The 15,393-nt window shown below is 33.7% G+C and carries 12 protein-coding genes; 10 read left to right on the top strand and 2 right to left on the bottom strand.

Features of this window, described 5'->3' with window-relative positions:
* The first annotated feature begins 9 nt into the window (after positions 1 to 9).
* Positions 10 to 2,757, top strand: coding sequence for an EAL domain-containing protein (locus EZV73_RS17215; RefSeq protein ID WP_240841647.1), 2,748 nt, complete (start codon positions 10 to 12; stop codon positions 2,755 to 2,757).
* 444 nt (positions 2,758 to 3,201) lie between these two features.
* Here EZV73_RS17215 and EZV73_RS17210 read toward each other — a convergent pair whose 3' ends face one another.
* Positions 3,202 to 3,423 carry a hypothetical protein gene (locus EZV73_RS17210; protein ID WP_240841646.1) on the bottom strand — a complete coding sequence of 74 codons (222 nt, stop codon included), beginning with the start codon at positions 3,421 to 3,423 and terminating at the stop codon, positions 3,202 to 3,204.
* Between the two features lie 213 nt (positions 3,424 to 3,636).
* On the opposite strand from EZV73_RS17210, the gene EZV73_RS17205 reads away from it, so the two are divergent.
* From EZV73_RS17205 to EZV73_RS17195, 3 genes are read left to right on the top strand one after another with little or no spacing between them, the layout of a single operon-like run.
* On the top strand, positions 3,637 to 5,556 hold the full coding sequence (locus EZV73_RS17205; protein ID WP_240841645.1) for a bifunctional diguanylate cyclase/phosphodiesterase: 1,920 nt from the start codon (positions 3,637 to 3,639) through the stop codon (positions 5,554 to 5,556).
* Entirely contained in the window at positions 5,546 to 7,192 is a 1,647-nt protein-coding gene (locus EZV73_RS17200; RefSeq protein ID WP_240841644.1) for a sensor domain-containing diguanylate cyclase, read from the top strand. Before EZV73_RS17205 ends, EZV73_RS17200 begins: the two co-directional genes overlap by 11 nt.
* A gap of 21 nt (positions 7,193 to 7,213) precedes the next feature.
* The gene (locus EZV73_RS17195; RefSeq protein WP_240841643.1) at positions 7,214 to 7,582 is read left to right on the top strand and encodes a hypothetical protein; all 369 of its coding nucleotides are present in this window, start codon (positions 7,214 to 7,216) and stop codon (positions 7,580 to 7,582) included.
* A 25-nt stretch (positions 7,583 to 7,607) separates the two neighbouring features.
* Here EZV73_RS17195 and EZV73_RS17190 read toward each other — a convergent pair whose 3' ends face one another.
* Positions 7,608 to 9,329: an EAL domain-containing protein gene (locus tag EZV73_RS17190; RefSeq protein WP_240841642.1), complete on the bottom strand. Its 1,722-nt coding sequence runs from the start codon at positions 9,327 to 9,329 to the stop codon at positions 7,608 to 7,610.
* 126 nt (positions 9,330 to 9,455) lie between these two features.
* Here EZV73_RS17190 and EZV73_RS17185 point away from each other — a divergent pair, with 126 nt between their 5' ends.
* From EZV73_RS17185 to flgL, 6 genes are all read left to right on the top strand, one after another.
* Positions 9,456 to 10,151, top strand: coding sequence for a ComF family protein (locus tag EZV73_RS17185; RefSeq protein WP_240841641.1), 696 nt, complete (start codon positions 9,456 to 9,458; stop codon positions 10,149 to 10,151).
* A gap of 588 nt (positions 10,152 to 10,739) precedes the next feature.
* A complete protein-coding gene (locus EZV73_RS17180) occupies positions 10,740 to 11,138 on the top strand; it encodes a hypothetical protein (RefSeq protein ID WP_240841640.1) in 399 nt (132 codons plus the stop codon).
* A gap of 73 nt (positions 11,139 to 11,211) precedes the next feature.
* Complete coding sequence (gene flgM, locus EZV73_RS17175) at positions 11,212 to 11,487, top strand: flagellar biosynthesis anti-sigma factor FlgM (RefSeq protein ID WP_240841639.1); 276 nt, start codon at positions 11,212 to 11,214, stop codon at positions 11,485 to 11,487.
* A gap of 61 nt (positions 11,488 to 11,548) precedes the next feature.
* Positions 11,549 to 12,043: a flagellar protein FlgN gene (locus EZV73_RS17170; RefSeq protein WP_240841638.1), complete on the top strand. Its 495-nt coding sequence runs from the start codon at positions 11,549 to 11,551 to the stop codon at positions 12,041 to 12,043.
* 9 nt (positions 12,044 to 12,052) lie between these two features.
* Positions 12,053 to 13,711 (top strand): flagellar hook-associated protein FlgK, encoded by a 1,659-nt coding sequence (gene flgK, locus EZV73_RS17165; protein WP_240841637.1) that lies wholly within the window; start codon positions 12,053 to 12,055, stop codon positions 13,709 to 13,711.
* A 7-nt stretch (positions 13,712 to 13,718) separates the two neighbouring features.
* The gene (flgL, locus tag EZV73_RS17160) at positions 13,719 to 15,371 is read left to right on the top strand and encodes a flagellar hook-associated protein FlgL (protein ID WP_240841636.1); all 1,653 of its coding nucleotides are present in this window, start codon (positions 13,719 to 13,721) and stop codon (positions 15,369 to 15,371) included.
* Positions 15,372 to 15,393: the final 22 nt, after the last annotated feature.

The raw sequence follows: 15,393 nt of genomic DNA, 5'->3' as shown, positions 1-15,393 counted from the left end.
GGAGGCATTATGAAGAATAATTTCAGAAAGGTAAGTTTCATATTTGTAGTTGTTTTTTTTGCATTAATTGTAGTTGCGGTCTTTTTTAATCTTGAAATGAAAAGATCTCTTGAAGACAATATTGTTTATCGATTAGAAAATGAAATTCATAATGCTGCTAATGAAGTCAGTGAGTATCTTTTTTCTATGACTGAGTTGACACGTCAGATGTCTTTTGAAGAAGATTTTATTAATATTATCAAATCTGCTGAAACTGTTGAGGATGTCCAATCTTTTTATAAATACAAACATGTGCTTCAAAGATTGGATGACATCAATGCATCTGCATCTCATCTAAACTTGGTTTGGATAGGTATCAAAGATGCCAATCTATTGGTGACCAGTAACCATGATATTAGAATCACTTCTGATTATGTGTTTGAAGAGAGACCTTGGTACATAGATATGGAGGCTAAAGGTGATTTAACTTATACAAGACCTTATTTCGATTACTTTACTGAAGATAAGATAATCACAATCGCAATTCCTCTTTACGAGGAAAACGAAGTGATAGGAGCTTTTGGTATAGACATTGAAGTATGGTATTTGGAATCGCTTTTAAACTTAGGTGATTTCGAGAATACATCCAACTTAGGTTTAATACTGGATAAAGATATAACTTATTACAACGAAGTAGCACAGGATAGAATAGAAAACGAGAATTTTTCTGAAGAAGTTAGATTTCTGTGGAATGAAATTATTACTAAGGAACTGGGGGTAATTGATTTAGCAGAATATGGCATTGATGAGTTTCTTGCTTTCTCGAGTTTGTCTGTAAGCGATTATAGAGTGGTTGGAGTTAGAGAAAAAAAAGCCACAGAAAATCAGTTGACTCTACTTAATAATATGACCATTGCAGTGGTTGTAGCTGTACTCATTGGTTTTGCCTTTTTAATTTACACTATTAGAGTCAAAAAGAGCAATGTGTCTTTGGCTGCCGTTAACAAACGCCTTGAAGAAAATGAAAGAGAACTTTATAGAACCAATTTAGAAATGGAAGCTGCTCATCAGCAACTTGCGGCCTCAGAAGCACAATTACAGGCCCAGTATGATGATATCAAAGTATATACAAATCAACTAGAAACAATTAAAGCCCAATTTGAAATGGCTGTTGAGTTTACTTCAACAACGGTATGGGAGCTCAATTATGATACGTCAGAGGTCAACCTTTTACTAGGCGCTTATACACTTAGAAATATGGATGTAGAGATTCCAAAAGACCCAATTGGCATCATATCATTGATGTTTGATAAAGAGAGTGTGGATAATCTTGTAGAAGCCTTAGAAGCTTGTAAACAAGGTTTAACAGATACTATATTTTCACAAGCTAAGTACAAAGACCAGGAAAAATGGGCCTTGGTTAGAGGCAAAACCGTTGACCAAGAAGGTACTGGTAAAAAGATACTTAGGGGTGTTATTTTAGACATTACTGAAATAAAGAAGCACCAGGCGCAAATTGAGACTCAGGCCAACACTGATTTTTTAACAGGACTGCCTAATAGAAGGATGTTTGATAAGGTCTTAAATGAAAGACTTTTTATGGGTAAATCTGGTGCAGTTTTACTAATGGATTTGGATAATTTCAAAGAAATCAATGATACTTTAGGTCATGCCTATGGTGATGAAGTTTTAAAGGCTATTTCAAAACAATTAAAGTATACAGATTTTAGAGACCAAGAAGTCTTTAGATTTGGTGGAGATGAGTTCTTGTTTATCATTGATTATGAAACAAATGAAGAAATTGACCACTTTACCAATAAGGTTTTAGACTTCTTTAGAAAGCCGATTAAGGTAGGACGTGAAGAAGTCCAAGTCAAGTTCTCTATTGGTGTGTCAAAGTTTCCTCAGGATGGTTCATCCGTTAACATCCTACTCAGAAATACTGATCTTGCCATGTATGCTGTAAAGGAAGAGGGCAAAGACAACTATAAGATGTTTGATAAGTCCTTACTGGATAGGATTCAAATACGTTCTGATATAGAAAAGACAATCAGACAGGCTCTAGATAATAATGGTTTTAAACTGGTCTATCAACCTCAAGTTGAATCTATCAGTGGTGAAGTCAAAGGCTATGAAGCACTTATCAGGTTAAAGAACAACAAGTATTATCCTGATCAGTTTATTGAAGTGGCTGAAACCACAGGCCTAATAATAGATATTGGCAGGTATGTGATTAAAGATGTCATCAAGTATCTTTCAAAGCTAAAGGTGATGGGGATAGAAATGCCTATAGCTGTAAATATTTCGCCTAAGCAACTTGGTGATAAGTCTCTGGGTGACTATTTGAAAAGACTTTTGAAGGAATATGAAGTTGATCCTAAGTACATAGATTTTGAGATAACTGAAAGTCTTTTGGTAGAAAATGTGGATGAAGTGCTCAACTTCTTAAAGTATCTAAAATCTATTGGCATAAAGATGTCTTTGGATGACTTTGGTACAGGTTACTCTTCAATATCTTACTTGACCTTCTTACCGATTGATAAACTGAAACTTGATAAGTCTATTATCGAAAGGTTTATAGAGCAAAAGAGAGAGGAAGTCCTTAAAAACATTATTGAAATGGCCCATAACTTTGACTTTGAAGTTGTGGCAGAAGGTGTAGAGACAAAAGACCAGTTCAAACTCTTAAGAGACATGTCCTGCGATTTTATTCAAGGGTATTATTTCTCTAAGCCTGTGGAGCAAATAGAAAAACAAGTTATACAATATAAACTTTGATACCTCTTTAAATATAAGAGGTATTTTATTTTAGTCTTCCAACATATTTTGCACATTGAAATATTTTCTCAAAGGCATCTTGGGGATATACTGAGTTGAATGCTGTGAAATAGATATTACAAGATGCTTTCAATAATGATGAAAAGCTGTCAAGCATTTTTCTGTCAGATATTCTTTCTTGTAGATAGTCAATATGTACTTTTTCTAAAATATCAGTATATTCATAAGAGCAACTGATTTTGCCATTGACTTCTTTTTCCACTAAACAGTGATAATAGGTTAAATTTTGAAGGTCAGACAAAAAGTCGATTACGTCATCTATTTCTTTAAAAGCATCTAGACTATTTCCTGTTATTAAAGAACGAAATTCAATGTCAATAGCTTTTACTAAACTAGGTTTGTTGGGATTGCTTATTAAATAACTTATTTTATCAGTCCAAGTCTCTAAGTATATGAAAAAAAATCTTGCTCTAAATTATATTGCTTTAGTATTTCAGCTTCTTCAGTAAGCCAAAACTCTTCTATAGCTTTCTTATAGGGTTCCTTAATTTTCTTATATACATCTAAGAAGTAACTCATATCAAATGTTTGAAATAATGGTAGCATATAATTTTCGGTATCTTCATGCTTTATGTATTCGTTTCCATTAACCTTTAGTAGTTCCATATTACACACCTCTTTCGTTATTATTTTAACAAAATTATTGATATATATAAAGTCTAATAGTAATAATTTTGGGCATATGATAATAATGAATGGGTGTTTGGAAGGATTATAAGGGGATTGTGTAGTTTTTACAAAAAAATGTAATTGGTGAGTGAACTGAAAAAAGTGTGGTATATAAGGATTACGTTAATTATTTATCAGGGAAGGTGACCTATGGAGCTTGAGGGCAAATATTTATATAAGAATCTTTATGATTATGACATGATAAAAAAGATGGATCCCTTTATCAATAAGTTGTTATTAATTGGTGGTGTTATTAGCCTAATAGGTGGTCTGTATGTACTTTATTTTTCTGAATCACTCTTAGTTTTTGCGATAATTGATTTTTTTATTGCTTGTTTGTCTATAGTTATGTTTTTATATAGAAAAAGCATTAAGACCATCATTAAGCTAATAAGTGTTGTTTTTGTATTATTAATTTATGGCATTTATGCTTTCCAATACCAGGGGATATATGGTACTGGAATCTATATGATTTTAACATCTATTGTACTGTCGAGCGTATTCTTAAATATTCGAGTGGGTATATGTATATCAGTCATCTGTAGTTTCCATGGATTTTATATTTTGTCTAAGATTATTAGTCGTGATTTGGTATATCTTGAGAACTTAACAAAAAGTAATCAAATTGTGGTTTCGTACGTCCTGGTCTATTTTGGTATAGCTATTGTTTCTATAGCAATGTTTGTTGCATTAGATGCCATCAAAAAACATTTGTATGACAACATTGGGGCATTAAATACTCAAATGACCAAACTTGAAACAACTAATAAAGAGTTAGTTGAGAAAAATAAAGAAATCGAGTACTTGGCCTATTATAATAAGTTAACAAATCTACCCAATATAGCATATTTTAGAAATGTAGTTGATGAGTATTTGATTGGAGATGCTCATGGCACATTTGGTTTAATTGATTGTAAAGAATTTTATAAGTTTAATGCTTTTTATGGTATGGATAAAGGAGATGAATTGCTAGCTTATCTAGGTGATTGGTTAAAAAAACTTGTCCTTGGTAAATATATCGTGGGCTATTTTGGTAACAACACAATAGGTGTTTGGATAAACACCGAAGTAGATTCAGCCTCATTTGAAGATTCTTATCAAGTTAACTTAAAGTTGCTTCAAGAAAGTTTGCCATTTAATTTTAACTTAGATGCATATGTAGTTGGGGTGACTAGGTCTAATAAAATGAATACATTTGATGACATATATAATGTTGCTGTAAAGGCCATGAAGATGCTTAAAAGAGAAAAAGGCCATCAGTATGTCTTCATTGATTCAGATTACTATAAAGCATTAAGTGATCATAATATAATTGAGTCTTATATCAAGGATTCTATTGATAAGAGTAAGTTTGAAATATACTATCAAGAGAAAGTTGATATAACAAGAAATCGAGTTGTTGGTCTTGAGGCTCTATCGCGACTCAAAAAGGATAACTACTTCTTATCACCAAATATGTTTATTCCGATTATTGAAGAGAATAATTGGTCTATGGATTTTGGACAAAGAACGATAGAAAGAGTTTTTAAAGATATACCAGAAATTCTTAAAATCTACGGAAATGATCTTCTTGTATCAATAAATGTATCACCACAACAGATTTCTCATCCGAGTTTTATTGAAACATTAGAAAGAAGCATAGAAGAATACGATGTAGAAGCTAAGTTTATTGAACTTGAAATTACTGAGAATATACTTCTCATGGATATAGAGCGTTCAATCAGTATTTTGAATGCTGTAAAAGATATGGGATTTATCATATCAATAGATGATTTTGGGACGGGTTATTCATCTATGAAATACATAACAGAGCTTCCTTTGGATGTTATTAAAATTGATAAATCATTTGTTGGGAAGTTATCTTCTTGTAACAAAACAAAGGCTATTGTTAAATCCATTATTGACATTTCAAAAGCATTAAACATCTCTATTGTTGCAGAAGGGGTAGAATATGAACATCAAGTCGATGTTTTGAAAGAGCTGGGTTGTCCTATAGCTCAGGGATATTATTTTTCTGTACCGAAACCTATGAGAGCTTTTGATAAAGATAGGAGGTCAAATGCAGAATGAAAAAACGCAAGTTCATCACTTTCCTATGAGTACATACTTTGATAGATTAGATAATATGGTATTTATTCTAAATGATAAGTTTGATATTACTTACCATAATGATGCATTTTCTAGTCGTATACTTGATGAAAATGAATCAATAAACGACCAGCAAGTTGGACAGGTACTTAAGTGTTCAAATAGTATTAATGGATGTGGCAATAGTTATTTATGTAAAACCTGTGATATCTTCTTAAGTGTGTGTGAGGATACTCAAACAAGTTTAGATAAAAGAACTTGTAAAATGATCTTGAAAGAAGGTCAAGTTATAGAATTAGAATTTCTAGCTACAACTTTAAAAGTTGGTCAAGAATCTCATACTGTATTTGTAATGGATAATTATAAAGGACCAACTTATAACAGAGAAGTCTTTTATCAGCTGTTCCAGAATTTCAAAAGCGGTGTTGCGATTTATGAGAGAGTAGATAATCCCTACACTGACTATACATTTACCTACTTTAACAATGCTGCAGAGCGTATAGATAATATCGATAGTCAAAGTGTCTTGTCTAAAAAGGTAACTGAAGTATTTCCAATGGTAAAGGATTTTGGTCTTTTTGATATATTTGAAGAGGTTTGGGAAAGTGGCAGACCAATGTCATATCCTATAACCTTTTACAAAGACAATAGAATTTCTGGTTGGAGAGATAACTATGTATTTAAGCTGCCAACAGGAGAACTTGTTGCTGTTTATGAGGATGTTACAGAAAAGAAAAAGGCAGAAGAAAGAGTTTTAGAAGCTAGGAACTGGTCAAACTTGATATTGAAAACTGTTGATACAAGCATTTTTATAGTAGATTGTAACAGTCATCTTATTGAAGATGTAAATGATGCTGGATGTAAGCTTTTAGGACTGCCAAGGGAAGATATTATCGGTTCAAATTGTAAGAGTCACATATGTTTTCGTGATGTTGATGAGTGTCCAATTAAACATAAGAACTTTAGTTTAGAAGCAACCGAGGGTGTTTTGAAGAAAAATGGACAGGAAATTTCAATATTAAAAACAGTAACTCAAGGTATTTTCAACGAAAAACAGTATTTTATTGCATCTCTTGTTGATATTTCACTGCAAAAGGAAATGGAAAGAAAACTAGAGAAAATTTCAATGATTGATGAGTTAACTCAGGTAGGCAACAGAAGAGCCTTATTCAAAGAGTTGAGTAATACAATAGAATACTGTAGATACAACCATAAGCCTTTATCAGTGGCGATATTAGATATTGATAATTTTAAGGATTATAATGATTCTTACGGTCATGTAAAAGGTGATGAATGTTTAAGTAAGATTGCAGGTATTATCAGAGACGAACTAAAAAGACCATGTGATAAGGTCTATAGATATGGCGGAGAGGAGTTTGTTGCAGTTTTATCAGATACAGGTACAGATGGTGCATATGTTGTGACTGAAAAGTTGAGAAAAAAGATATATGATGAGCAAATTCAGCATGGTTCCACTTATGTTTCTGTTAGTATTGGGGTTATGACAGTGAACAATGCTAATAACAATATGATCAATAGTATCATTCAAATGGCTGATGAGCAGCTTTATTTAGCTAAAGAAGATGGCAGAAACTGTGTAAAAACAATTTTTCTATAATATGTATTTCAAGGAGGGATTATGTTAAGAAAAAAATTGCAGGTCAAAGATAAACCAATTTCAATATTTAATCTACCAGAGGAACTAAAGGGTATCACATCTGAGCTTGAACCAATCTCAGAAGACACAGAATGTTTGATTGCCTTTCACACAAGTGAAGACCAACTGTTTGGTGAGTTTGAAAAGTTGATGAAAGAGTATAAGATAGGCAACATCTGGTGGTTTTGTTATCCTAAGAAGTCTTCAAAGAAATACAAGGGTTCTGACTTATCAAGAGATACTTATATGAATGGTTTTACTGACTATGGTTTCAGATCAGTTAGGCAAGTCTCACTAAGTGATGATTGGACAGCGACACGCATGAGAAAAACTGAAGAGGTTAAGAAATAGAAAAAACGATGAAGAGCTAGGCTTTTCATCGTTTTTTGACTTGTTTTATAAAGTTTTCTCTATTAGATGGTTTGTGATAATAATAACCTTGTACATAGTCACTTTTTAGTGATTTTAAGATTTCTACCTGCTCTAAAGTTTCTATACCTTCAACGACAGTATCTAATTTTAAGGCATTGAACATGCTGATGATACCAGACATAAGACCATAAGCTCTCACATCTGTTGAGATGTTGTTAAGAAGGCTTCTGTCTAGTTTGATACAGTTAAACTGGTAGTCGTTTATATATGACAGAGATGAATAGCCTGTACCGAAATCATCTAATGATATAGAAAGGCCTAAGGCTCTTAACTGTGAAAGTTGGTCTACAATATTAGCCGTTGAATTGATAAAGGATCTTTCCGTTATTTCAAGTTCAATGTGTTTTGGTTCAAGGTGTGCCAAAAGGAGTTCGCCTTGAATATACTTAGCAAGGTCTTGATGTTCGAGTTGATATGGTGCGATGTTGATGCTGATGACGAAATCAGGATCGATTGTCTCAACAATCTCCTTACATAAGTGGATGCTGTCTTGTATAACCTTTTTAGACAGCTCTATGATAAGCTCTGAGTTTTCAACCTTAGGTATAAAAGCACCTGGTGGTACGATGGTACCATCGTCTTCCCATCTGATAAAGGCTTCACAACCAACAAATCTGTTTTTACTAAGAGACCATTTACCTTGAAAATAAGTAATGATGTGACCTTTTTCTAGAGCAGCTGTCAGTGCATTTTGGAGCTCAAAGTGGTCTTGTAGCTCTGATTTTTCAGAAAGCTGTTGTAGCTGATTGAGTCGCTTTAGAAGTATATGGTTGGTGTCTTTTAGTTGTTTAAGCTGAGACAATTCTTTCTTGATTTCATCTTTATCTTTCTTTTGTCCAAGTTGGTCTTGAATAGGTTCAGCTTTAGTATTACGAGAAAAGAATCGATCATAGTATTCACATGCTTTTTGGTAGTTGCCTGACTTCTTATAAAAGTCTACAAGCATTAAAAGCAAATCTGAAAATGGATAGTCATGGTCATACTTTTCAGACAAAGCTATGGCTTTAAGATAATACTTTTCAGATTCTTCTAGCTTACCACTTAACATTAAAACTTCACCATAGTTTAGGTGTAGCAGGTAGTAAAGCATATCTTCTTCATAACCTTCCATGTTTTTTATGGCATTAAAGGCATTGTCATAGGCCTGGAGTGCATACTTGTACTCTTCTAAATCAACGAGTATAACGCCATATAGGTTATAGACATTGGCTGCTAATGAATCATCATCACATTGACTGACTTCTTTTATAGCGCAAGTAGAGTAATAAGTGGCGTTTTCATAGTCTTTGTTATTTAAATATACAGATGAAATAAAACGATAGGACTGTACAATACCACAGTTGTCATTCATCCTATAAGCCAAATCGTTAGACCTTAAGCAGTGTTCTATAGCATTGGCACTATCACCAGAATGCTTGTAAAAAGAGGCGAGTGACAGATGGTAATAGTACATATAGTCTAAGTGGTCATGTAAGTCAGGTAAAGCTTCAACGACAGAAACCAGTTTATAAAATGTATCAGGCATGTCTTGATAGGCTGTCGCCATCATCAAACAGATGATATCATGGATATCGTCCTGGTCTGTATAAGTTATTATAGGTAATACTGCAGAAACATAGACTTTGGGTCTTTTTCTTGAATAAGCAACTTTTTCTTTTAAACTCATAGTAACCTCCACACATAATTATACCCATAAAGAAGTGGAAGTCTCAAAGGTAAATCTTGGATGATTGAAATGTAAAATTTTGACACTATGCTATATTTTCCATATACTGTTAGTATGAAGATGATAATGAAGCTTATAGATAACTTTTTAGAAGTCTTATATCCTAGAGACTTAACTTGTGTACTATGTGGGGACGAATCAGATCACGAACTTTGTGATATTTGCAAAGGATCATTACAGTTTAATATAGGGTCAGTATGTCGCTTTTGCGGCAGGATGATTATGAAGAGTGACTATGAGGTCTGTCATCATTGTAAAGGCATAAAAAGATATTATGATAGAGGCTTATCAGTGACTGTATATGATGAGTTGTCAAAGAAGCTTCTATTTAACTTAAAGTATCATGACAAACGCTATATTTCTCATACAATAGCAAAGTACATGCTCGATTATATAGTGAGAAGTGATATAGATATAGACTTTGATGTAATTGTACCGGTACCGCTTCATACAGAAAGGTACAAAAGTCGTGGTTACAATCAAGCTGAACTCATCTGTAATCACTTAAGTTATCTGTCAGGTCTACCAATATCTAAAGCTTTAGAAAGAAGAAAACACACTAAGCCTCTTAATAAGTTAACGGCTGATGAAAGATTAGTAGTACTACATGAAGCGTTTGAGTTGAGTTCAAAAGTTGAAGGTAATATAATTCTAGTTGATGATATATTTACAACAGGTTCTACATTAAATGCATGTTCAAAGGTGTTAAAAGAAAGTGGTGCAGGCTATATACTCATTATAACGTTTGCAGTAGGTGAGTAGCATATTCCAATATTTTGAAAGAATCATTGAAAATAAAACTCAAAGTAGTATAATAAAAGTAAGCCTAGTGGGCTAACACTAGGCTTACAACTGAGATGTTGTCCTACATGGACGACCGAAGAGTTTTTCTTCAACCGTTACCCGGCAGGATTAACGGTTGTTTTTCTTTTTATCAATATACCGAACAACATAAGTTGCTAGGACAGTACAGACAATAGTTGCTAAAATAGTCAACAAAAGAATGTCCATAAGGCTTCACCTCCTTCAAAAGATAGTGTCGCCCTGCAGAATCAACCGACCTCAGTATGTTTAGTTTATCACCACGGAATGAATATAACAACAAAAATGTATTTTATTAACAATCATTCGAGATAGCTTAATGAATGAAGTTCCATGTTTTAATAAAGTATTTCATAACTCTTTTAAGCTTCTGTGTTGAAACGATGTTTTGTGGGTAACATTATATTAGTAGATGATATTTTCACATCAGGTTCAATACTTAACATGTGTTCAAAAACACTTAAAGCAAATGATGTAGTATATAAATTATTATCACATTTGCTGTCGGTGAATAGAGGAGATGAGACTTTGGAAGTTATTAATTGTAAGTCATGTGGTAAGATGTTTCATTCTGTAATGGGCATCAAAAGGTGTCCTGCTTGTAGACAAGCTGATGATGCGAAGTTTAAAATGATAAAAGAATACTTGTATGATTGTCCAGGAGCAACCATAGAAGAGGTGGTTGAAAACTTAGGCGTAGAAAGACGACTTGTCTTGGATTTTCTAAGGGAGGGTAGATTAGAGACAATTGGACCTAATATGGTCATTCAGTGTGAAAACTGTGGTGAACCGATTCATTCAGGAAAATACTGTGACAAATGCCATAGAGAGATTACTTTGAATTTAAGAAGCGCTGCTAACGCCATTAAAAAACCACGTAAGTTGGATAAAGGCACAGGTATGCACATAAAAAATAAAAAAAAATAAAAAAAGGTTAAATAACACCTCTGTACTGCCGATATACTTTTTAGAAGGTATCGGCTGAATGGAGGTGTTTTGTATGAAAATAAATACAAATATGAGAGTACAGAAAGTATTAAACAATTATAATAAAAATGTTGGAAAAGTAAAAAAGACTGGAAAAACTGAGATGAAGAGAGATCAACTAGATATTTCGCAAAGCTCAATTGATTTCCAAACTGCAATGGATGCCTTCAAAAAACTACCAGACGTGAGACAAGATAAGATTGATGAAGTCGAGTCACAGATCGATAAAGGTGAATACAAACCGTCTGCTGAAGATATTATCAAGAAAATGATGTCAAACGCAAAATAACAGTAGATAAGGATAACAGCCGAATCCTTACTACTGTTTTGGTATATGAAAAGGGGCATAAATGTCGAAAATGATAGATCAGCTAATTTTAGCTTTAAGAAAAGAACAAGAAATTTATGATGAGATTATCCTGCTTGCTAAAGAAAAGCAAGCAGCAATCGTTAATAACAATTTAACTGAAATACAGAGAATTATGGAAAAAGAAAAAACTTATTCTATAAGTCTAGTCAAATTAGAACAAATACGAGCAAAGATGCTCAGCGGGTTAGTAAAGGAATACAACTTGGTTGAGATTAATGCCTTAACAGATTTGTATCCATTTATGAGTGATCATGAAGTGAGAAACATAGATGGTATAAGAACGAAACTTGTTAATACAGTTAAGATACTTAGTCAGAAAAATGACTTAAATAGACAACTACTTGAACAATCCATTGAACAGATTCAATTTGATTTGAATCTTATGACAACGGTTGGTGAAGGTAACGTTAATTATGAACATGACGCTAATGACATGGATGTTGAGCGAAAGAGTATATTCGATAGAAAAATATAGGAGGATATTATGGCTTCAACATTCTTTGGATTAGGTGTAGCATATTCAGGTTTATCAGCTAATCAAATGGCACTAAATACAGTGTCTCATAATATTGCAAATGCCAATACACCTGGCTTTGCAAGACAAAGACTCACCATGCAGGCAAATCAACCAGATACATTTCCATCAGTACCAGGCACCATTGGTAAAGGTGTTGGTATGGATAATGTACAGCAAATCAGAGATGAGTTTCTAGATGAGAAATATAGAGGTGAGAATACAAAACTTGGTGAATATTCATCACTATCAAGTGTGTATTCTACTTTAGAAGCTATTTTCAATGAACCATCTGATTCTGGTATTACAACTGTTATGGATGAGTTTTTTAGTGCTCTTCATGAGCTTAATAAGGCACCTGAGTCACTTACTACTAGAGCACTTGTACGTCAGAGAGCTATCGCTCTTCAAGAAGCAATTGGTGGTTTAAGTGAATCTCTAGAAAGAGAACAGAAAAACTTAGATTTTGAAATTGAAGTAGTTTCTACTCAAATCAATGGTTATGCTAAGCAAATTGCAGATCTAAACAAAACAATTTATAACACAGAACTTAATGGTCAAACTGCAAATGACTTAAGAGATCAAAGAAACCTTGTATTAGATAAATTATCTGAGTTAGTAGATATCAATTATTATGAAGATTCCATGGGAAGATTTTATGTAGATGTAACAGGTAGATCTTTGGTGTCTCACTATGACTATGATCAACTGAAATTAGTTGAAAGAACTTCACGAGATAATCCTTATGATATTGATCGATTAAATGATTTAGAATGGGAATCAGGTTCTACTTTTACAACAACAGGTGGTAAACTTAAAGCCCTAATCGATATGAGAGACAATATCGACGGTGAACAAAAGGGTATTCCATACTATGTAGATAAACTCAATGAGTTTACAGATACATTGATTACCGAAATGAATAGAGTTCATAAATCTGGTTATGATTTAAATGCTGAAACTGGAACCAACCTTTTTACCATTAATAATATGACAACTGCTGAGTTTGAAGATTATCTTTTAACATCAGGATTTAATGGTCAAGCAGGTATTGATGTGACAACAGCAGTATTAGAAGATACAGCTGGTATGACTGATCAAGAAGAAATTGAAGAAAAGATTCACGATAACATCACTGATATTCTTGAAAATAACCCAGCATATGATGGTAAATCAATTAAGTTTGTTCAAGGTAAATATATCGTTGTAGATAGAATAGAAGCAAAGGAATTAACTATTTCTAAAGATATAGAAAGTGACTTAGATAAAATAGCTGCTTCTGCTACAGCGGAAGGTGCACCGGGTGATGGTGGTAATGCTTTGACTCTTGCTGAAGTTAGACATAATACTGGTCTTTATGCATGGGGTTCTCCTGATGACTTCTTGAAATCTTTAATTTCAAACTTAGGTGTTGATGCACAGGATGCTTCAAGAAATGAAGACAATGAAACAGTATTATTAAAACAGATTGAATTTAACAGACAATCGATTATGGGCGTTTCCTTAGATGAGGAAATGACCAATATGATCAAGTTCCAGCAGGCATACAATGCGAGTGCTAGAATGGTTAACGTCATTGATGAAATGATTGACTTAGTGGTTAATAGACTTGGAACTGTAGGAAGGTAGGTAAGTTATGCGCGTTACAAATAATATGATGACATCGAATCTACTTTATAATGTGAACAAGAACTTAGAATATATGTCAGAAAGACAAGATGAACTTGCAACGGGTAAAAAAATTCAGAGACCATCTGATGATCCTGTTTTATCATCAAAAATATTATCAAGAAGAACAGATCTTGCGGAATTAGAGCAATATGACAAAAATACTAGAGATGCTTTAGGCTGGTTAGAGGTTACTGAAAAAGCATTAGAAGATAATGGTGATATATTTCAAAGAATTAGAGAGTTAACTGTACAAGCGGCTAACGGGACAAATACAGCTGGTGATACTCAAAAAATTAAGCTTGAAATAGAGCAGATGAAAGAACAGTTAATAACAAATGGAAACACAACATTTGCTGGAAGATATGTGTTTTCGGGATTTGAGACAGATAAGAAACTCTTAAATAAAGACGGTTCATACAATTTGGATTTAGATGCATACACAATTAATGAGAAACCAGTTGTCAAGTATGAGGTTCAAGTTGGTGAATCTATGAACGTTATGACATCAGGTCTAGATGTTTATGGCACTGTAGACGAAGTTAACATTTTAGATTCTATCATGCCAGTGGATGGTACAGATCCTACCAAAGCTGCAACTGATGAGGGTGTAGCTGCAACCAAATCTTACATGCAAGGGTCATTTGATATGTCAGGAACGTATGGACCAGGCTCATTAAGCATGACAATCAATGGTACTGCAGTAGTTATTCCACCGACAGCACCTGCACCAGGTGTGACTTTAGACGGTTCTGTTGCACCACTAAATAAAGAATTAGTTTTGGATACAATCAATGGTGAACTAGGTACAAATGGTACGGCATATTTTAATGCAAATGACCAATTAGTAATTGAGTCTGCAGGTTATGGTGCTGCTAATTCTATTACAGGTTTTACAGCACCAGCTGGTTATACTTTAGCAGCACCAGGAGTTGTTGCAGGTGTAGGTAAAGTTGAGGCAACGGTTTCTGGACCAGCTTATCCTGTTCAGCCACCAGCACCGAATTTTACAGCTGCAGAACAGGATTTATTAAGAGATAATCCCATGATGGTGGTTGTGGATGGTGTTTCGAAAAAATTATCACCACTTCCAACAGATACGTTGGACACCTTACAAGATTATGCAACTGCGATTAACAACAGAGCTATAGCAGAGTTTGGAGCTGATGTAGTTACAATAAGTGTTAATGGTGCAAATGAACTAACAGTTACAACTGCTAGTCCGGCTCCTGATACAGAAATTCATAAACAGCCAACTTTAACAGTAGATTTTCCTAGAACGAGAACATCAGAGATGATGGCGGATTTGGATGAATTAATTGCTGCGCTTGATACTGGAGATCAAGCAACCATTGATGCCAGTTTAGGCAAAATAGATGGCCATATGAATCGTATGCTTTCTTTAAGAGCAGATATTGGTGCAAGAGTGAATCGTATGGAGATGATTGCTAAAAAGATTTCGGCTAACAATGTTTCTTTTACATCGTTATTATCAGATGCTCAAGATGCAGATATGTCTGAAGTTATTATGAAACTAAAAAATGCTGAGAATGTTTATAAAGCATCATTGAATACAGGGGCAAGAGTTATTCAACCATCTTTAATTGATTTCATCAGATAGTTTAAAATATCTTGATAGAGGT

It is taken from the genome of Acidaminobacter sp. JC074, assembly GCF_022496765.1.
GTDB lineage: Bacteria > Bacillota > Clostridia > Peptostreptococcales > Acidaminobacteraceae > JABXKX01.
Note: the sequence above shows the minus strand (reverse complement) of the source record. Positions and strands in the feature narration are given on the sequence as shown.

Excerpts from the sequence above, each read along its gene's own strand:
- EZV73_RS17170 (WP_240841638.1), top strand. The coding sequence starts at position 11,549 with ATGTCGAAAATGATAGATCAGCTAATTTTAGCTTTAAGAAAAGAACAA.
- flgK (WP_240841637.1), top strand. The coding sequence starts at position 12,053 with ATGGCTTCAACATTCTTTGGATTAGGTGTAGCATATTCAGGTTTATCA.
- flgM (WP_240841639.1), top strand. The coding sequence starts at position 11,212 with ATGAAAATAAATACAAATATGAGAGTACAGAAAGTATTAAACAATTAT.
- EZV73_RS17205 (WP_240841645.1), top strand. The coding sequence starts at position 3,637 with ATGGAGCTTGAGGGCAAATATTTATATAAGAATCTTTATGATTATGAC.
- EZV73_RS17200 (WP_240841644.1), top strand. The coding sequence starts at position 5,546 with ATGCAGAATGAAAAAACGCAAGTTCATCACTTTCCTATGAGTACATAC.
- EZV73_RS17190 (WP_240841642.1), bottom strand. The coding sequence starts at position 9,329 with ATGAGTTTAAAAGAAAAAGTTGCTTATTCAAGAAAAAGACCCAAAGTC.
- EZV73_RS17215 (WP_240841647.1), top strand. The coding sequence starts at position 10 with ATGAAGAATAATTTCAGAAAGGTAAGTTTCATATTTGTAGTTGTTTTT.
- EZV73_RS17210 (WP_240841646.1), bottom strand. The coding sequence starts at position 3,423 with ATGGAACTACTAAAGGTTAATGGAAACGAATACATAAAGCATGAAGAT.
- flgL (WP_240841636.1), top strand. The coding sequence starts at position 13,719 with ATGCGCGTTACAAATAATATGATGACATCGAATCTACTTTATAATGTG.
- EZV73_RS17195 (WP_240841643.1), top strand. The coding sequence starts at position 7,214 with ATGTTAAGAAAAAAATTGCAGGTCAAAGATAAACCAATTTCAATATTT.
- EZV73_RS17185 (WP_240841641.1), top strand. The coding sequence starts at position 9,456 with ATGAAGCTTATAGATAACTTTTTAGAAGTCTTATATCCTAGAGACTTA.